The organism is Methylomonas sp. HW2-6, from assembly GCF_052474525.1.
Genome location: NZ_CP184124.1, coordinates 164,074 through 182,507 on the forward strand (window position 1 = coordinate 164,074; position 18,434 = coordinate 182,507).

Here is an 18,434-nt window from a genome sequence, read left to right on the forward strand (position 1 = left end):
GCGGTCAGGCCGGCGCATAGCCGCCGGCATCGCTTAGTTGCCGGGTGCGGGCATAAGTTTCCTGAATGATTAAGGCGTCAGTGCTGGCCCGATGGCGATGCAACGCAAATTCCTGGATTACCTGGTGCTTGGTATGGTTCCAGATTTCCATTTGGGTTTCTCTGAGAATCATTTCCAGAGCGCTGAGGTAAAAACTCGGTTGCAGGCCGGACTGGTAAAACAGGCGGGACAGCCAGGGTTTGTCGACCACCCAACCGTCGCAATACACGGTTCTGCCGGCTAAAAACTCATTGAGTTCGGCGGCCACTTGTCGTATCGGTTTACCGTAGTTCAGCAACGTGTCCCGGCTCAGGCCGTGCACCTGTTCGGCCTGGTCGTCCCAATACACCCAATTGCCGGCCGGCCGGATCAAAGCGCAGTATTTTTGGCCGGAACCCAAAACGACGCCAACTTCGATCGGGTAACTGTCGACACCGAAGCCGGACGCTTCAAAATCGAGCACATTCGGTCTGAGGGGCTGCATCTGCGTATCCTTTTGCGTGCGGGCTGATTCAGTAAGCCTAGCGCAAAGACCCAGTTAACGTAAGGATTTTCGGGAATGGCGCCCAAATCGCCAAAGGCGGAAAAGGCACTATCGATGCGGCCGGGTTTTGGCGGCCGTTTTTTTCGAGGCTGCCTTCGCTTTTTTGGCCGATTTGCTATGCGCACGTTTTTTGGAATGCGCACCGGTCTCGCTTGGCGACGGCGGCACGGCCGTCGCGGTATTGGTCGGCTTGGCAGCCTCGGCCAGATCGTCGCGGTCCGGCGGCAGGTCGGGCATCGGCAGGTTTGCTGCGCTATCCCCATTGCCGGTCTCGTCGACTGCGGCGCGGTCGCAGTCCGGCAAGTCCTGATCCTCCGGCGAGCAGATCACCCGATAAACGATGCGGCGGCCGTCGTTTTTGCCGGCTGGCGCAAGTTCCGGCTGCGCGTTCGGCGCGGTGTCGTCGGAAATGCTGCCCAGCAATTCGGCGCGGGCCAAACCGCTAACGACCGACAAACCGATCAGGAGACTCAAGTAACAAGCAAGCAACGTAAAGCGACTTTTAACCGGCCCCTTAAATATCTTGGTTCCCGTGAAAGCTGGAGCCAAGCCTCCACGCTGGATTCCCGCTTTCGCGGGAATGACGGCCACAGGGCGTCTACGGGCCAGGCTCATTAATTCGAATCGACGCGAATCAAACATGGCTTTGCGATTTTTTCAGGGTGCGCTTGGCCTGGTTCCATAAATCGTCCAGTTCGGCCAGCTGGCAGTCGCGCAATTGCCGACCGGAGGCTGCGACTTCCTTTTCGATGTAATTGAAACGGCGGGTAAATTTTTTGGTGGCATCGCGCAAGGCAATCTCCGGATTGACTTTCAAATGCCGGGCCAGATTGACCGCCACCAGCAACAGGTCGCCGACTTCCTCCTGGATATGGGTCTGATCGCCGGACTGCCAGGCTTCGTGCACCTCCTGCAATTCCTCCCGCACTTTTTCGAACACCGGCTCGGTATCCGGCCAATCAAAGCCGTGGCTGGCCGCCCTGTTCTGGATTTTCTCGCATTGCACCAAGGCCGGCAGACTGTGGGCAACGCCGGCCAGCACGCTTTCGGCTTGTTGTTGCGGTTGCTTTCGCTTGCGTTCCTCGGCTTTGGCCTCGTCCCAGGCCTGCTGGCGTTGCTCGTCGTTGTCGAATTTGACGCCGGCGAAGACGTGCGGATGGCGGGAAACCAGTTTTTCGCCGATCGCGGCGGCGACTTGTTCGAAATCGAACAGGCCGCGCTCCTGCGCAATTTGCGAATGAAACACAACCTGCAACAACAGATCGCCCAGCTCGCCGCGTAAATCCTCGAAGTCGTTGCGCTCGATCGCGTCGGCGACTTCGTAGGCTTCTTCGATGGTATACGGAATCAGGCTATGGAAATCCTGCTTCAGATCCCAGGCGCAACCCGTTTCCGGATCGCGCAAGCGGGACATCAAGCCCAGCAATTCCTGCGTCTTGCTTAAACTCAAAACGTGGAACCGAAGGTTTCCTGATAGCGTTTTTTGAATTCCGCCATCGTGAAGGTATGGTTCTGGGTACCGTTGTGCTCGATCTTGATCGCGCCCAGCAGCGAGGCGATGCGGCCGGTGACCTCCCAGTCGTAATCGTTGATCAGGCCGAACAACAAACCGGCGCGGTAAGCGTCGCCGCAACCGGTCGGGTCGAGAATTTGTTTGGGATTGGCCGGCGGAATGTCGATGACTTCGCCGCGGGTATAGACTTTGGAGCCCTGGCTGCCCAAGGTCACGATCAAGGCGTCGACCTTTTCGGCGATTTGTTCCGGCGTCAGACCGGTACGCTGTTGCAGCAGTTCGAATTCGTAATCGTTGAAGGTGGCGTAATTAGCCTGCTCCAAAAACTGCAACAGTTCCGCGCCGTCGAACATCGGCATGCCTTGGCCGGGATCGAAAATGAACGGGATGCCCTGTTCGACGAACTGGGCGGCGTGCTCCTGCATGCCTTGCTTGCCGTCCGGCGAGACGATGCCGATCGTGATTTCCGCGTCCAGCGGCACGCTGTTGAAATGCGAGAAATTCATCGCTCCCGGATGGAATGCGGTGATCTGGTTATCGTCCTGGTCGGTAGTGATATAGGCCTGACCGGTGTAATGGTCGTCCAACACCTTGATGTAGCGGCTGCTGATGCCGCATTGGCTGAGCCATTGCGCATAGGGCTCGAAATCGTGGCCCACGGTCGCCATGATCCAGGGCTCTTCCTGCAACAATTTCAGATTGTAGGCGATATTGCCGGCGCAACCGCCGTATTCGCGCCGCATCGCCGGCACCAGAAACGACACGTTCAGGATATGGACTTTTTCCGGCAGGATGTGGTTTTTGAATTTGTCGTGAAACACCATGATGGTGTCGTAGGCCATGGAGCCACAGATCAATGCACTCATTGTTTTCCTTTGGGTTTGACTAAACTTTAGCGGCCCTAAGGTAACGGATGTTGCTAGCCGGTACAAGATAGCAGGCGAAACAACCCAAACCGCCTGTCGCCTACAGCAGTATCATGCCCCAGGTCGTCGCCGCCCAAATCAAAGACAGCATCACCGCCGCCGAACCGATGTCCTTGGCCCGGCCCGACAATTCGTGGTGTTCGAAACCGACCCGATCGACGACGGCTTCGACCGCGGAATTCAACAATTCCACCAGCAGCACCAACACCACGCTACCGATCAGCAACACCTTTTCTATCGCGGTTTGCCCCAGCCACAAGGCCAGCGGGGTGGTCACGACGAACAACGCCACTTCCTGGCGAAACGCCTCCTCATGCTGCCAAGTGGCCTTGAAGCCGGCAATCGAAAAAAAACAGGCGTTGATCAAGCGCCGCAAACCCTTTGCGTTTTGGTTAGCCATCGGTGGTTCTTATGCCTCTATAAAATCTTGGTAACCCTGCGCGTCCAACAACTGGTCCAGTTCGGCAGGATCGTCGGCCCGGATGCAAAACAGCCAGGTTTGGTATGCATTTTCATTGACCAGTTCCGGTGCGTCCTGCACCGCCTCGTTGACCGCGACGACACTGCCGCTGACCGGGCTGAACAAATCGGATGCGGTCTTGACCGACTCGACCACGGCCAATTGCTCTTGCGCTTTGACGACGCGACCGACCTCGGGCAAACCGATGAAGACGATATCGCCCAATTCGGACTGGGCAAAATCGGTAATACCGACACGCACAATGCTGTCATCTTCCAACTTGGCCCATTCGTGGGTTTGCGCGTATTTCAAATTTTTTGGTGCTTCTGTCATGGGGTGTCCCTCTAGCCGTAATCAATCCGAAACAGCATAACCGGCTAATTTTTTAACACAACAAAAAAATGTCGGCCCCGCCGCCGCGAACTTTATAATCTGCGCCGACTCCGCTCCCGGCCGGCAGCCAACGCCGACGGCCGGATTTGTTCACCCAACCCTTCGACCCAGTTCATGCTTAGCGCTTATGCCCTGGCCGGCTTATTAGGCTGTTTTTCCATATTGGCCGCCGCCGCGAGCGATGACGACGATGCGCCGGTAGCTCCCGCCACAGCCCCGGCGACAGTCTCGGTACAGGCGGAAACGCTGACCCTGGATGCGACCGCCCAAAACCTGGCCGGTATTCGCAGCCAACCGTTGCAGGCGGTACGCCGACAACCCGAATCCACCGCCTACGGCACCGTGTTGAACCCGGAACCGTTATTGGCGGTGCGCCAGCAATTTCTGGCGGCGAGCGCCCAGCAGGCCGGAGCCCGTTCCCGCTTCAGCGAAGCCGAACACAATTTAAACCGCACCCGCGACCTGCACCGCCAGGACATCGTTTCCACCCGCCGTCTGCAAGAGCAGCAGGCGATACGCGATGCCGACCAAGCCAATCTGGCCGCCAATAGTTACCAGCAGCAACTAATCGCCGCCAACAGTCGTTTGACCTGGGGCGACACATTGACCGAGTGGTTCACCCACCCGCAGCACAAAGCCGCCGCCGAACTGCTCGAACACCGGGCGCAACTACTGCAAATCACACTGCCGGCCGGCAGCCGTCTGGAACCCGGCGTGGCCCGGATTCAAGTCGATCCGGCCGGACAACGCCAGTCCGCGCTCAGCGCCGAGCTGGTCTCGGCCGCGCCGTTAGCCGATCCGGTTACGCTGGGCCAGCGCTATTTTTTCAAGTGCGGCCAATGCCGCTGGCCGTTGGGCACCCATGTCACGGCCTGGTTGCCCAGCGGTCCGGCCGGCGAACCCGGCGTAGACCTGCCGCAATCAGCAGTGGTTTGGCACACGGGTCAAGCCTGGGTGTTCGTCAAAACCGATGCGACCCATTTCAACCGCCGGCCGCTGGCCGCCTATTCCGTCAACGGCGGACATTATTTCGTCGCCGAAGGTTTACATCCGGGCGAAGAAATCGTCACCAGCGGCGCGCAAACGCTGTTGTCGCAAATGCTGAAAGCGCAGATTCCGGAAGAGGATAACGATTAGCGGCCGAGCGCCGACCTAATGCTTGATCTGTAATACTTCAACCGATTCCCAGACCCGCTCGACGAACTCGGTATCGATCTGCGGCATGCCGCAGGTGATCCATTGCACGATGCTCTTGGCCACGTTCGGATAAGTCACCCGCACGCTATGCGGGTTGTGCAGCCAATCCTCAATCGCTTGCGGATCCAGGTCGAACATGGTGTGGCCGTAACCCAGTTGTTTCAGCGCCTCGGCATTGGAGATTTGTTCCATCTGCGCGTGTAACGGCTTGACCAAAATTTTCTTGCCCAACTGCAATGACTCGCTGGCCAGTTCGAAACCGGCGTTGCTGATAATACCGGCACAATCGTACAAGTCACGCTGAAAGCCGTCGCGCGACAGCGGCTTGCATTGCACGTGCGAGTATTTGGACGCCACCGGTTGCGGCGAATAGACGTGGAACTCGAAATTTTCGAACGGACACAACAATCTGACCACTTCCTCGCCGTCTTCGAACGGCAGATACACCACGATTTTGTTGGCCTGAACCTGCTGCGGCAACTCCGGCGTTTCGATGATCGGCGGCAGAATCGGCTGACCGAAGTGATGCCAATGCAGGCCGATACCGAGATCGGCCGGTGCGAAATATTTCATGACCCGCTCGGCGATCGGATCGCCGCCGGCGCGCGGAATCTTGTGACCGAATGCATACTGATGACCGATGCCTAACACTTGTTTCTGCTGCCGTTTCGCGGCCCAGGCGGTGACCGGCTCGAAATCGCTGATCACCAAATCGTATCCGCTCAAATCCAAGCTGTTAATGTCTCTAACAAACCGAATCGGACTGGCCTCGATCGCGGTCTTCAAATAGCTGACCTGGCCTTTGTGGGTGTTGAAGGTCAAGCCGGTTTTGACTTGGTAACCGTTAAAGACCTCCATGTCGAAATACTTGTCCGCCGGGCGACCGCTGAACTGAAAGTCCACTTCGCAACCGGCCGCGTATAATTCCTTCGCCATTACCCGCGCCCGGGTAATGTGGCCGTTACCCGTGCCCTGCACACCGTAAAAAATTTTCATGATAGAACGTAGTTGAGACTAAAAATTGCGATGCCGACACCCAGCACCATCCCCATCAGCGTGTCGGTCGGAAAATGCACCCCCAGCACGACTCTGGAAAAGCCGACCGCCGCCGCCCAGCAATACAAAACCGTCGCCAACGCCGGCAGGCAATAGCCGAACAGGGTTGCCACCATGAACGCCGCCGAAGTGTGGCCGGACGGAAAGCTGAACTGGTCGGCCGGCTTGATCGCACTAGTAAAATTGCTCAGCGCTTGCTGCGGACGGTTACGTTTGAAACCTTTCTTCAGCGCGAAATACACCGGTCTTTCGATCAAAAACGCCAAAACCATGGCTTGCAACAACCCGTCCTGACCGCCGCGATCCCAATACAGCCAAGCGGCCGCCAGCACATACAGCAAGCCGTCGGCGGTACGGGAAATACCCCGGCAGGCCGGCATTAGACTGGCCCGAATCGCCACGCCGTTAACCCAGGTGAACATCGTCACGTCGTATTTGTGGATGGAATAAATTAGCTTCATGGCTTAGCCCTCCCGTTTGTTGCGCGCGTCGGCCGCGACTGTCGCGCAAACTCAAAATCTTGGATTTTCCTTACCTTCAACAATCCTTGACCGCACGGCCAGATTAGGGGCGTTTTGTGACAAGCGGATGACGCTTTGTTTAAGGTTTTGTGACAAGGCCAAATTCCGGATTGTTTGTTACAATTGCCGGCTGCGGCGCGCCCGACTCACCTGGCGGCAGGCCCTGAGCTCCCGGCCCGCGCGTTCCCTTTACGGCAACCCTCCTCTCGGATCGATTCAGACGACAAACATGCGACGTTTTTGCACCCTTGGCTTTGTGCTCGGCCTGATTCTGATGGTATTCGGTTTGACTTATATCTTGCCGATTGCGACGTCTTTATATTTCGACGACGGCATGGCCGAACATTTCGTCAACGGCATGTCTTTGAATATTGGCGTCGGCAGCCTGCTCTCGGGCCTGACCATGCGCTTTCGCGGCGACGTCAAAACCCGCGACGGCTATCTGCTGGTGGCTTCGTTCTGGATTTTGATGTCTTCGGCGGCAACCTTGCCGTTGATCTGGGGCATTCCCGGATTGTCGTTTACCGATGCTTTTTTCGAATGCGTCTCCGGCTTCACCACGACCGGTGCCACCGTGCTGGTGGGTCTGGATCAGTTGGCGCCGTCATTGAATCTGTGGCGGCATGAATTGAACTGGATCGGCGGCCTGGGCATCATCGTGTTGGCCGTGGCGATTCTGCCGTTGCTGGGCGTTGGGGGCATGCAGTTGTACAAGGCCGAAATCGCCGGCCCGGTCAAGGACAGCAAAATCACGCCGCGCATCACCGAAACCGCCCGTTTGCTGTGGCTGGTGTATGCCGGCGCCACGGTGTTATGCACGTTGAGCCTGAAACTGGCCGGCATGGGCTGGTTCGATGCGCTCTGCCACGCGTTCTCGACACTGGGCCTGGGCGGATTCTCGACCCACGACGCCAGCATCAGTTATTACGATTCCCCGGCGATCGAATTTGTGCTGATCGTGTTTATGCTGATTTCAGCCATCAATTTCGCCACGCATTACACAGTCATACACCAATTCAGCCTGAAACCTTACCTGCTCGATCCGGAAGCGATTCCGATGCTGGGCGTGGTCTCCGGCAGCATTCTGCTGTGCGCCGGCTACTTGTGGCATTTCGGTACTTATCCGGACATTTTCGAAAGCCTGCGCCACGTCGCGTTCAATCTGGTTTCGGTCGCTACCGACTGCGGCCTGATGAGCACCGACTACGATCGCTGGCCGCCGTTCGTGCCGTGGTGGATGTTGTATCTGAGTTGCATCACCGCCTGCACCGGTTCTACCGGCGGCGGCATCAAAATGTTCCGCACATTGCTACTCTGGAAGCAGGCCGGCCGGGAAATGTTCAGCATCCTGCATCCGCGGGCGGTTAATCCGATTCGGATCGGCGACACCCCGATTGCGAACAAGATCATTTTCGCGGTTTTGGCGTTCATCTTTTTGTACTTCATCTCGATCGTGGTACTGACCTTTTCGCTGATCTTTTCCGGGCTGGACCCGATTTCGGCGCTTAGCGGCATCATTGCCTGCATTAACAACGCCGGACCGGGTTTGAACGTGATCGGCCCGGCCCAAAATTACGGCGTACTCAGCGATTTTCAAACCTGGATTTGTTCGATCGCGATGCTGCTGGGACGACTGGAAGTATTCACGCTGATCGTGCTTTTTACACCCACGTTCTGGAGAAAATAGTACAATTCGCCGACTAATTCCGCTTCGGCCCCACTAACTGCGCCCAAGCGATTCCGGCCGCCGGCAACAACCCATCAATTCTAAAATCAGGAACATTCGACATGACTTCCGCGCGACACATCGACTTTCTCAGCAAAAGAAAAATAGCCTTTTTCTTTTCCGGCAGCCTGCTACTGATTTCGATCATTTCGTTTTTCGCCAAGGGCCTGGATCTGGGCATCGATTTCACCGGCGGCAGCGTCTACGAAATGCATTACAACCAAGCCGCGGATCTGGACAAAATGCGCGCCACGCTGGAACAGGAAGGCTTTGCCGACGCCAATCTGCAGCATTTCGGCAGTGCGGCGGACGTACTGATCCGGCTGAAACCGGTGGAAAGCATCAGCCAAAAGGAACTTAGCGAAAAAGTCCTGAAAGTCGCCAATAGCAGCCAAGCCCAGCCCGGCGAATTGCGCCGCGTCGAGTTCGTCGGCCCGCAGGTTGGGGAAGACCTGATCAACGACGGCGGTTTGGCGCTACTGTTCGCCTTTATCGGCATCATGGTCTACGTCAGCATCCGCTTCGAGTGGAAACTATCGTTGAGCGCGATCGCCGCGCTGTTCCACGACACCATCATCACGATGGGCTTTTTCTCGGTATTCGGCTGGGAATTCGACATGACCGTGCTGTCGGCGATTCTGGCCCTGATCGGCTACTCAATCAACGATACCATCGTCGTCTACGACCGGATCCGGGAAACCGTCCGCACCAGCCGGATCAAAGATTCGATCCACGACATCGTCAACACTGCGCTGAACGATACGCTGAGCCGGACCATCCTGACCTCTTTGACCGTATTCCTGACCTTGCTGGCGCTGGCGTTTCTGGGCGGCAAAACCATCCACGGCTTTGCCATCGCGATGCTGATCGGCGTGGTCAAGGGCACTTATTCGTCGATTTATATCGCCAGCTCGCTGGCGCTGAGCCTCGGCCTGACCCGCGAAGACTTGATGCCACCGGCCAAGGACAACGTCGTCGACGACATGCCTTAAGCGGCCGCTAAATTCTGATTTCCAACTTCAAGCGTACATATCCGGAATAACTTGATGACCCAACAGCTAAATACTCGCGAACTGACCCAATTGACACTCGGCATCCCCGGCTTCGAATACAAAGACCTTTACGACAGCAAGCGCCTGGCCGATTTGCTGACCGTGTTCGACCAATCGGTCAAGCATCACGACTCGGCTCTGTTCGACGAAATCGCCGCCTACCGCGCCTGCGGCGGCGACGGCATGAAGCCGGAAGAAATATCCGAGTTATTGGTCAGAACGGCGCCGTTGGTCGGCACCTTCGTAGCCAAGCTGTTCAATGTCCAAGACGTGCGCGACAAGCAAATCAGCCACATCCGTAGCGAGTTCGACAGCGTATTTACTTACCGCACCGAGATTGTCGGCAATCTGGCCAAATTGTTCAAAGGGCAAACCATCGACGGTTGGGATATAGCCACACTGCGCGAGGAAATGGCCGCTTTATTGGCCGCCGCCGGCAAACAGGATTTGTTCAACACCGACCCGGAACTGGCCGTCAGTCAACTCGGCGCCGACCTGTGGCGGGCAGCACAACAGGAAAACGCCAGTGCGGAGACGCTGGCCGGTTACGACACGGTTTGCCGCTGGAGCTTTGCTGCCAAGCAGGCTCCGGAATTGCAAAGTCTGGTCGCGAAATGGTTGAGCTTTAAAGTCCCGGCAAAAACCAACCTGGAAAATCTGGTCGACCACGAAACGGTCGATCAAAATGGCTATGGCGTTTGGGCTTGCGACGACCATCACCATCGCCGCCGCGACGGTTTTGCTTTGACCGACAAGCGCTTCAACCAGCGCCAGACCTTGTACGAGGTCGACCACTGCATTTACTGCCACGACCGCGACAACGATTCCTGCTCGAAAGGCATCAAGAACAAAAAAGACGGCACGTTCAAAACCAACCATTTGAACGCGTTGATGACTGGCTGCCCGCTGGAAGAAAAGATTTCCGAAATGCACGTGGTCAAACGCCAAGGCGACAACATCGGCGCGCTGGCGATGATCATCATCGACAACCCGATGTGCCCCGGCACCGGCCACCGGATTTGCAACGACTGCATGCGCGGCTGTATTTATCAAAAAACCGAGTCGGTCAACATTCCGCAGATCGAAACCAACGTGCTGACCGACGTGCTGTTCATGCCTTGGGGCTTCGAGATTTACAGCCTGTTGACCCGCTGGAACCCGCTCAACGTCAAACGTTCTGTGGCATTGCCCTACAACGGCAAAAACGTGCTGGTCGCCGGCATGGGCCCGGCCGGTTACACCCTGGCACATTATCTGTTGAACGAAGGCTTCGGTGTCGTCGGTATCGATGCATTGAAAATCGAGCCGTTGCCGCTGCATTTGACCGGCGACCGCAACAATCCGCCCATGCCGATCATTGATTTCAAGGATTTGTACGAAGATCTGGACAAGCGGGTCATGCTCGGTTTCGGCGGCGTCGCCGAATATGGCATTACCGTGCGCTGGGATAAAAACTTCCTGAAAGTGATTTACCTGACCCTGCTGCGCCGCAACGCTTTCAAATGCTATGGCGGCATTCGCTTCGGCGGCACCATTACGATTGATGAAGCCTGGGAGCTGGGTTTCGACCATATTGCGATCGCCAGCGGCGCCGGCAAGCCAACCATCATCGACCTGAAAAACAACATGACCCGCGGCATCCGCAAGGCCTCCGACTTTTTGATGGGCTTGCAATTGACCGGCGCCGCCAAGGAATCCTCGCTGGCCAACCTGCAAGTGCGCTTGCCGGCCGGCGTGATCGGCGGCGGCTTGACCGCGATCGATACCGCGACCGAACTGCTGGCGTATTACCCCGGTCAGGTCAGCAAAATCCTGCATCGTTACGAGAAGCTGGTGGCGAAATACGGCGAAGCCGAAGTCCGCCGCCGTTACGACGCCGAGGAACTGGAAATTCTGGAAGAATTCCTGGCCCACGGCCGGGTCATCGAGCAAGAACGCGAGCGTGCAGCCGCAGCCGGCGAAACGCCGAACTTCCTGCCGTTCCTGAAGCAATGGGGCGGCGTCACACTGTTCTACCGCAAAGGCATCAAGGACTCGCCAGCCTACCGGCAAAACCACGAAGAAATTCACGAAGCCTTGTCCGAAGGCATTTATCTGGCCGAGGGCATGAGTCCGCTGGAAGCGATCGAAGACCAATACGGCCATTTGAAAGCCGTCCGTTTCGAGAAACTGACCGAGCAGGAAGGCCGCTGGAAGAAGACCGACGAAGTCGAAGTGAGCTTGCGCGGCCTGTTCATTGCCGCCGGCACTGCGCCGAACACGATCTACCAGTCCGAGCATCCGCGCACCTTCGCAATGGAAGGCAAATTCTACAAACGTCACGAACCTGACTGGCTGGACAGCAAAGTTCAACTGGCACCGATGGCCGACGAAGCTCAAGTCAAGGTCGGCAAACCGGCGCCGTTTACCTCATACCAAAGCGAAGGCCGTTACATCACCTTCTACGGCGACAACCACCCGGTCTATGCCGGTAACGTGGTCAAGGCGATGGCCAGCGCGAAAGACGGTTACCCGTATATCGTCAAGCTGTTCGCCAACGAACTGGCCGAGCTCGATCCGGCCCAACAAAGCCAACGCGATGCGCAACTGCACGGTTTGCAGGATAAACTGGACGAGTTGTTCATCGCCCGCGTCGTCGAAGTCAACCGCCTGACCCCAACGATTATCGAGGTCGTGATCAAAGCCCCGGCGGCAGCCAAACATTTCGAACCCGGCCAGTTCTACCGGGTGCAAAATTACGAATCGTTGGCACCCGTGGTCGAAGGCACTTCGCTCGCCGCCGAAGGCCTGGCATTGACCGGCGCCTGGGTTGACAAGGAAAAAGGTCTGGTATCCTTGATTGCATTGGAAATGGGCAGCTCCAGCCGCCTGTGCGCGACCTGGAAGCCCGGCGATCCGCTGGTATTGATGGGCGTAACCGGCGCCCCGACCGAAATCCCGACCGGCAAGACCGTGCTGCTGTTGGGCGGCGGCTTGGGCAACGCGGTATTGTTCTCGATCGGCAAAGCCATGCGCGCCGCCGGCAACAAAGTGTTGTATTTCGCCGGCTACCGCAACCGGATCGACTTGTTCAAGGTACCGGAAATCGAGGAAGCCTCAGACGTCATCGTCTGGGCCGTCGACAACATACCTGGCAACGACGCGATCCCGGTCACAAGGCCGCAGGATAAAACCTTCGTCGGCAACATCGTCGAAGCGATGATCGCCTACGCCGAGGGCCACCTGGGCGAGACCACGCTGAAATTGCAGGACGTGGACCATCTGATCGTGATCGGCTCCGACCGGATGATGGCAGCGGTTAAGGCAGCCCGCTTCGCGGCGCTGAAACCGTATTTGAAGGCCGGCCACGAAGCGGTCGGCTCGATCAACTCGCCCATGCAGTGCATGATGAAAGGCGTCTGCGCGCAATGCTTATGCAAACATGTCGACCCGGAAACCGGCGAGGAAAGCTTCATGTACTCCTGCTACAACCAGGACCAAGCCTTGGATTACGTGGACTTTCCGAATTTGAACGCCCGCTTGCGGCAAAATACCGTGCAGGAAAAACTCTCGTCGTTGTGGTTGACGTATCTGCTGGAAACAGCGGGTAATTAAACCTTCACAACATCCACCCGCATTTCCGGTTTCGGCTGGAAACGCGGGCTGCTTTCGCGGCCAAGGAACTCGATACCGCCGCGACAGTCTGGGCTTCAAATTTTGAAAGGAGTTCGCTCGTGTTACTACGTATTTCGCTGTTTCTGCTATGTGCTTGCTCGCCAATCCTGGCTTGGGCCAGCGCAGACCCCGCCACCGCCCACGTTCTCGACCTGACCCATCATTGGGTCGGCTACTTGGCCATTTGCATCTTCTCGCTGGCCTATACCTTGGCCATGACCGAGGAAGTCACGGAACTGAACAAATCCAAACCCATGGTCTTGGCGGCGAGTTTGATCTGGGCTTTTATCGCCGGCGTCTACGTACACGGCGGCATGCGCGAGGAAGCCGGGCAAGCCTTCCGCGCCGCACTGATCGGATATGCGGAGCTGTTTTTGTTCATCATGGTGTCTATGGCCTATTTGAACGCAATGGAAAATCGCGGCGTGTTCGATAATTTGCGGGTCTGGCTACTAAGCAAGGGCTTCAGCTACCGCAAATTGTTCTGGATAACCGGCTGCATGTCGTTTTTCATGTCCTCGGTTTGTAACAACCTGACCACCGCCTTGTTGATGGGCGCGGTAATTACGGCCATGGGCAAGGACAACCCTCGCTTCGTAACACTGGCGGCTATCAATGTGGTCGTAGCCACTAACGCCGGCGGTTCGTTCAGTCCATTCGGCGATATCACCACGCTATTGGTCTGGCAAAGTGGAGTGGTGCCGTTCGCCGATTTCTTCTCGCTGTTCATTCCAGCTATCGTCAACTTTGCGCTGCCGGCAATCGTCATGCATTTCTGGATTCCGCGGGAATTTCCGGGGGCGGTCGGTCGAGCGCCAATTATGAAGCGCGGTGCATTAGCGATGATTGTGCTGTTTTTGTTGACCATCATTACCGCGGTCTGCTTCGAGAACTTTTTGAAACTGCCGCCCGCTGCCGGCATGCTGGCCGGCCTGACCTATCTCAAGTTTCTCGGTTATTACCTGCAAAAAACAGAAGGCAGAGTCAAGGGCAGCGACTTTGCCCACGTTTACAAATTATTCCAAGTGGAGCTGCCAGCTAGTCGCCAAGATCAGAAATTCGACGTATTCAAAAGCGTCGCCCATCTGGAGTGGGACACCTTGCTGTTTTTCTACGGCGTAATGATGAGCGTTGGCGGTTTGAGTTTCATCGGCTACCTGACGATGGCCTCCAACGTGTTGTACATCGGCATGGACCCGACCATTGCCAACATTCTGGTCGGCATTTTTTCCGCGTTCATCGACAACGGCACAATCATGTTCGCTGTGCTGACCATGCACCCGGATATCTCGCAAGGCCAATGGCTGTTAGTGACGCTGACTGCCGGTGTCGGCGGCAGCCTGTTGGCAATCGGCTCGGCGGCCGGCGTCGGTCTGATGGGGCAAATGAAGGGTGTTTACACCTTTAGCGCCCATTTGAAATGGATGCCGGTGATTTTGCTGGGTTTCTTCGGCAGCATTGCCACCCATTTTTTGCTAAACGGCCATTATTTCTAACGTGGTCTCGGCGGCGACGGAGCGCTGCCCGTTTGGCCAATTGCCAAAAATGCCAAATTTGTATTGCCTGCAGCAAAATATTATCGGTTTGCCAGCGCCAACCGGAACCCTGAAGCCGGCCATAGCCCCATCAAAAAAGCACCATTAATTTCAATAACTTGACTAAAATCCCTTTTGCCGACACACATATCCGCTTGCATTCGCCGCAGACACTACCGTGCAAAGCCGGGTCGTTAGGAGCAAAAATCGCTTTACTTTTTGTGGATAGCCGCGACGAGGCATGTATAATGAAGCCGATTTAGCTCGGTATCGTTGTCGCTTTTCAAGCTCGCAATAGGATCAACAAACTTTGTTTTCCGCTTACCCGCTTTAGTCACAAACCCTAGTTCCAAACCAGCGAATAGCACTTTTTAAAGCAAGAGAAATTTATGTCAGTTCAAGTAGAAGGCAAAGTTAAATGGTTCAACGATGAAAAAGGTTTCGGCTTCATCGAACAAGAGGGCGGCAAAGATGTGTTTGTGCATTTCAGCGCAATCAACGGCAGCGGCCGCAGAACTTTGAAAGAAGGCCAAAAAGTCACGATGGAAGTGACCAACGGCCAAAAAGGCCCACAAGCGGAAAACGTTACTCCGTTATAAGCCCGATAAAAAAGCCGCCTCACCAGCGGCTTTTTTGTTAGACCAGTTTGGCCCACAGGTCGTAGTCGTCGGCGTCTTCGATTTCGACGTCGACGAAGCTTCCAACCTGGAGGTGGCTTGCGCCGTCGATGAACACTTGACCGTCGATTTCGGGGGCATCGCTTCTGCTGCGCGCCACCGCCCCTTCTTCGACGACCTCGTCGATCAAGACGGTCTCACGGCATCCTATCCGTCGCTGTAAGCGTTCGGCGCTGATCGCAGCCTGATGCTCCATAAACCGCGACAACCGCTCCTGCTTGACCTGTTCCGGCACCGCATCCGGCAGCGCGTTTGCCGCCGCGCCCTTAACCGGCGAATAGGCAAAACAACCGACCCGATCCATTTGCGCTTCGCTCAAAAACTGCAACAGCTCTTCGAACTCCTGCTCGGTTTCGCCGGGAAAACCGACGATGAAGGTGCTACGAATGGTTAAATCAGGACAAATGTTGCGCCAGGCACGGATACGCTCCAGATTGTTTTCCGCCGCAGCCGGCCGCTTCATCAGCTTCAAAATTCGGCTGCTGGCATGTTGAAACGGAATATCCAGATACGGCAAAATTTTCCCGTCGGCCATCAACGGCACCACATCGTCAACGTGCGGATAGGGATAGACGTAATGCATCCGCACCCAAACTCCCAGCTCGCCCAATGCCGCCGCCAAATCCTTGAACCGGGTTTGGTAGTCGCGGCCGCGCCAAGCCCGGCTTTGGTAGTGTAAATCCAGGCCATAAGCGCTGGTATCCTGCGATACGATCAACAGCTCTTTTACGCCGGCGGCAGCCAGGCGTTCCGCCTCGGCCATAACGTCGTCGATCGGCCGGCTGACCAGGTCGCCACGCATCGACGGAATGATACAAAAGGTACAGCGGTGGTTGCAGCCTTCCGAAATCTTCAAGTAGGCGTAATGCTTGGGCGTCAATTTGATGCCTTGCGGCGGTAACAGCTCCAGGAAGGGATTGTGCGCCGGCGGCAAGTGTTCGTGTACCGCGTCCAGCACCTCGTCGGTGGCGTGGGCGCCGGTAATTTTCAGCACTTGCGGATGGCGGGCCAGAATCTCGTCCTGCCGCGCCCCCAGACAACCGGTGACGATGACCCTGCCGTTCTCGGCCAAAGCTTCGCCGATGCTGTCCAGCGACTCTTCCACCGCGGCATCGATAAAGCCGCAAGTATTGACGATAACCAGATCGGAATCCTTGTAATTCGGCGAAACCTGGTAGCCCTCGGTCCGCAAGCGGGTCAAAATCTGCTCGCTATCGACCAGCGCTTTCGGGCAACCTAAACTGATAAAACCAACACGCGGATTACTCATTAAATTCTCTCGAAATCGTTATAAACAAGTGGGCGGTTTCGGCAAGCCGGCTATCTTGCAAGCGTATTTCAGCGGCCCTTTGGGAAATAGTTTTTGCAGATAGCGGCTATTGCCTTTGTCTTCGCCAAATTGCTTGCGCACTGCGGCGACAAACATCCGGGCATTGGGCAGGTGTTTAAAGCGGGCGTAGTAGTCGCGGATGAAATACAGGATTTCCCAATGCGCATCCTCCAGCTCCAACGCTTCTGCCTGAGCTAAGACCTCGGCGACGCGTCGGTTCCATTGCGCTGCGTCGCGCAAGAAACCGTCTGCCGTGGTGTCCAAAACCACGCCGTCGTAAATCAACACCAGGAATGGATCACGGGGTGTTTAACGGTCAGCTCGACCAGCCCAGCGTAATCTATGGGTTCCACACCGGGCAACAGCCGCCCCGCTTGTAAGCCATACGCCTCGACCATGTCCCGCATCGCATAGACTTGGCAGGCTCGCGCCATGACCTGCTGCAACAGCCGGTTATCTTGATGGCCGCGTAACGCACCGCAGACCGTGGCATCCAGCAACACGATATCGTCGCCGGGCGCCATTCTCGCAAACACCTCGGCCTGCAACGGCAATTGCGACAACAAATGCAACATCACTCGGCGTGGGTCAGTTTCAGGCCGACGATACCGACGACAATAAACATAATCGACGCCAGCCGCACCCAGTCGGCAGGCTCCTTAAACCAAAGGACACCGATCACGGCAACGCCGACCGCCCCCATGCCGGTCCAAACCGCATAGGCGGTTCCCAACGGTAAAGTACGGATAGCCAACATCAGCAAATAAAAGCTGGCGATACCGGAGACGCCGGTTACCACGCTAGGCCATAGCTTGGTGAAGCCATCGTTATATTTCAGACTTACTGCAAACACGATTTCCGAACACCCCGCCACCAACAACAGCAACCAACCCATCAAAACTCCTGCCTATACACTATAATCCTGCTTATTTTACAATAGCCCTTTCCGCACACCGCAATATTTAGCAACTTTAATGGAAAAAGAATCCGACTATCTTGTTAGAGGCTCCAAACTGGTTTTTGGCCACCTGACCGATCTGGTAAAGAAAAAGTGCATCATTTCTGCGCACTTTGGCGAACACAACCAATCGTTTTTGACCACGATTATCGATCTCGACCAGAAAGCCAACCTATTGGCACTCGATGTCGCGCCCACCGAGTTGTTGAACAAGCAGCTGCTGAATTCGCCCAAAGTGCTGTTCCGGACGGAATACGAAGGGATCAAGGTGTCCTTCCGCGGCAAATCGATCAAGAAATCACAAAGTGACGGCCACCCGGTGCTTGCAATGCCGATTCCGGACGCGATTTTCTGGATGCAGCGCCGCCAGTTCTACCGGATTAAAGTACCGCTTTCGCATACCAACAGCCTGTGCGTAATGATGTTTACCCCGCCCCAGGATCCTGACGACATCGAGAACACAGAGCCCACGGTGCTAAAAGCCTCATTCCGGTTGGTCGATCTGAGCTTTTCCGGGTTTGCGTTTCTGAATCCGGATTCGCAATTCGACAAATATCTGAATCCGGAAGACAAGCATGAAGGCTGCATGATGTATCTGCACGACGGCGGACAAGCCAAAATCAGCTTCGAAATCAAAGAAATAACCCGAGTACGCGCCACCGTGACCGGTACTCAGCAGCGAGTCGGCTGTCGTTTCACCGACATTCCGCCGGCGTTCGAAACCAATATTCAACGCTACATGCAGGATATCGAAATCCAACAAAAAAATTTGGCTTGATCCTAAAAAACGCTGGCACGCGGCCTTCCTCCAGACAAGACCTACAGCCACTCCGTTTGCCAGTTAGCCTGGCCT

At 56.2% G+C, this 18,434-nt stretch carries 19 protein-coding genes; 7 read left to right on the forward strand and 12 right to left on the reverse strand.

Annotation, left to right across the window (positions count from 1 at the left end; genetic code table 11):
- Window positions 1-4 precede the first annotated feature (4 nt).
- The 6 genes from ACH518_RS01755 to gcvH form a co-directional block, all read right to left on the reverse strand.
- Window positions 5-523 carry a 3'-5' exonuclease gene (locus tag ACH518_RS01755; protein ID WP_445371642.1) on the reverse strand — a complete coding sequence of 173 codons (519 nt, stop codon included), beginning with the start codon at window positions 521-523 and terminating at the stop codon, window positions 5-7.
- Between the two features lie 108 nt (window positions 524-631).
- Entirely contained in the window at window positions 632-1,057 is a 426-nt protein-coding gene (locus tag ACH518_RS01760) for a hypothetical protein (protein WP_445371643.1), read from the reverse strand.
- Window positions 1,058-1,217: 160 nt separating this feature from the next.
- The gene (mazG, locus tag ACH518_RS01765) at window positions 1,218-2,033 is read right to left on the reverse strand and encodes a nucleoside triphosphate pyrophosphohydrolase (protein ID WP_445371644.1); all 816 of its coding nucleotides are present in this window, start codon (window positions 2,031-2,033) and stop codon (window positions 1,218-1,220) included.
- Window positions 2,030-2,962: a carbohydrate kinase family protein gene (locus tag ACH518_RS01770; RefSeq protein WP_140914380.1), complete on the reverse strand. Its 933-nt coding sequence runs from the start codon at window positions 2,960-2,962 to the stop codon at window positions 2,030-2,032. The genes mazG and ACH518_RS01770 overlap by 4 nt, the downstream gene beginning before the upstream one ends.
- Window positions 2,963-3,062: 100 nt before the next feature.
- Window positions 3,063-3,422 carry a diacylglycerol kinase gene (locus tag ACH518_RS01775; RefSeq protein ID WP_445371645.1) on the reverse strand — a complete coding sequence of 120 codons (360 nt, stop codon included), beginning with the start codon at window positions 3,420-3,422 and terminating at the stop codon, window positions 3,063-3,065.
- A 9-nt stretch (window positions 3,423-3,431) separates the two neighbouring features.
- On the reverse strand, window positions 3,432-3,815 hold the full coding sequence (gene gcvH / locus ACH518_RS01780) for a glycine cleavage system protein GcvH (RefSeq protein ID WP_445371646.1): 384 nt from the start codon (window positions 3,813-3,815) through the stop codon (window positions 3,432-3,434).
- Window positions 3,816-3,989: 174 nt separating this feature from the next.
- On the opposite strand from gcvH, the gene ACH518_RS01785 reads away from it, so the two are divergent.
- Window positions 3,990-5,012 carry an efflux RND transporter periplasmic adaptor subunit gene (locus tag ACH518_RS01785; protein ID WP_445371647.1) on the forward strand — a complete coding sequence of 341 codons (1,023 nt, stop codon included), beginning with the start codon at window positions 3,990-3,992 and terminating at the stop codon, window positions 5,010-5,012.
- 15 nt (window positions 5,013-5,027) lie between these two features.
- Here ACH518_RS01785 and ACH518_RS01790 read toward each other — a convergent pair whose 3' ends face one another.
- Entirely contained in the window at window positions 5,028-6,068 is a 1,041-nt protein-coding gene (locus tag ACH518_RS01790) for an MJ1255/VC2487 family glycosyltransferase (RefSeq protein WP_445371648.1), read from the reverse strand.
- On the reverse strand, window positions 6,065-6,589 hold the full coding sequence (locus ACH518_RS01795) for a phosphatase PAP2 family protein (RefSeq protein WP_140911384.1): 525 nt from the start codon (window positions 6,587-6,589) through the stop codon (window positions 6,065-6,067). Before ACH518_RS01795 ends, ACH518_RS01790 begins: the two co-directional genes overlap by 4 nt.
- 289 nt (window positions 6,590-6,878) lie before the next feature.
- Here ACH518_RS01795 and ACH518_RS01800 point away from each other — a divergent pair, with 289 nt between their 5' ends.
- The 5 genes from ACH518_RS01800 to ACH518_RS01820 all read left to right on the forward strand — a co-directional run bounded on the left by ACH518_RS01800 (window position 6,879) and on the right by ACH518_RS01820 (window position 15,215).
- Window positions 6,879-8,336: a TrkH family potassium uptake protein gene (locus tag ACH518_RS01800; RefSeq protein WP_140911385.1), complete on the forward strand. Its 1,458-nt coding sequence runs from the start codon at window positions 6,879-6,881 to the stop codon at window positions 8,334-8,336.
- Between the two features lie 101 nt (window positions 8,337-8,437).
- Window positions 8,438-9,367 (forward strand): protein translocase subunit SecF, encoded by a 930-nt coding sequence (secF, locus tag ACH518_RS01805; protein WP_140911386.1) that lies wholly within the window; start codon window positions 8,438-8,440, stop codon window positions 9,365-9,367.
- Between the two features lie 54 nt (window positions 9,368-9,421).
- On the forward strand, window positions 9,422-13,021 hold the full coding sequence (locus ACH518_RS01810; protein WP_445371649.1) for an FAD-dependent oxidoreductase: 3,600 nt from the start codon (window positions 9,422-9,424) through the stop codon (window positions 13,019-13,021).
- A 143-nt stretch (window positions 13,022-13,164) separates the two neighbouring features.
- On the forward strand, window positions 13,165-14,577 hold the full coding sequence (nhaD, locus tag ACH518_RS01815; RefSeq protein ID WP_445372957.1) for a sodium:proton antiporter NhaD: 1,413 nt from the start codon (window positions 13,165-13,167) through the stop codon (window positions 14,575-14,577).
- A gap of 428 nt (window positions 14,578-15,005) precedes the next feature.
- A complete protein-coding gene (locus tag ACH518_RS01820; RefSeq protein ID WP_054760518.1) occupies window positions 15,006-15,215 on the forward strand; it encodes a cold-shock protein in 210 nt (69 codons plus the stop codon).
- 37 nt (window positions 15,216-15,252) lie between these two features.
- Here ACH518_RS01820 and rimO read toward each other — a convergent pair whose 3' ends face one another.
- The 4 genes from rimO to ACH518_RS01840 are packed head-to-tail and all read right to left on the reverse strand — an operon-like array spanning window position 15,253 to window position 17,518.
- Entirely contained in the window at window positions 15,253-16,563 is a 1,311-nt protein-coding gene (gene rimO, locus ACH518_RS01825; protein ID WP_445371650.1) for a 30S ribosomal protein S12 methylthiotransferase RimO, read from the reverse strand.
- Window positions 16,564-16,581: 18 nt separating this feature from the next.
- Window positions 16,582-16,914 (reverse strand): TusE/DsrC/DsvC family sulfur relay protein, encoded by a 333-nt coding sequence (locus ACH518_RS01830; RefSeq protein ID WP_278212890.1) that lies wholly within the window; start codon window positions 16,912-16,914, stop codon window positions 16,582-16,584.
- Entirely contained in the window at window positions 16,905-17,198 is a 294-nt protein-coding gene (gene tusB, locus ACH518_RS01835; RefSeq protein WP_445371651.1) for a sulfurtransferase complex subunit TusB, read from the reverse strand. The genes ACH518_RS01830 and tusB overlap by 10 nt, the downstream gene beginning before the upstream one ends.
- Window positions 17,198-17,518 carry a DMT family transporter gene (locus ACH518_RS01840; RefSeq protein ID WP_140911392.1) on the reverse strand — a complete coding sequence of 107 codons (321 nt, stop codon included), beginning with the start codon at window positions 17,516-17,518 and terminating at the stop codon, window positions 17,198-17,200. The genes tusB and ACH518_RS01840 overlap by 1 nt, the downstream gene beginning before the upstream one ends.
- Before the next feature lie 79 nt (window positions 17,519-17,597).
- Between ACH518_RS01840 and ACH518_RS01845 the strand changes: the two genes are divergently transcribed.
- Window positions 17,598-18,359, forward strand: a complete 762-nt coding sequence (locus ACH518_RS01845; RefSeq protein ID WP_278210514.1) for a flagellar brake protein — start codon at window positions 17,598-17,600, stop codon at window positions 18,357-18,359.
- Window positions 18,360-18,434: the final 75 nt, after the last annotated feature.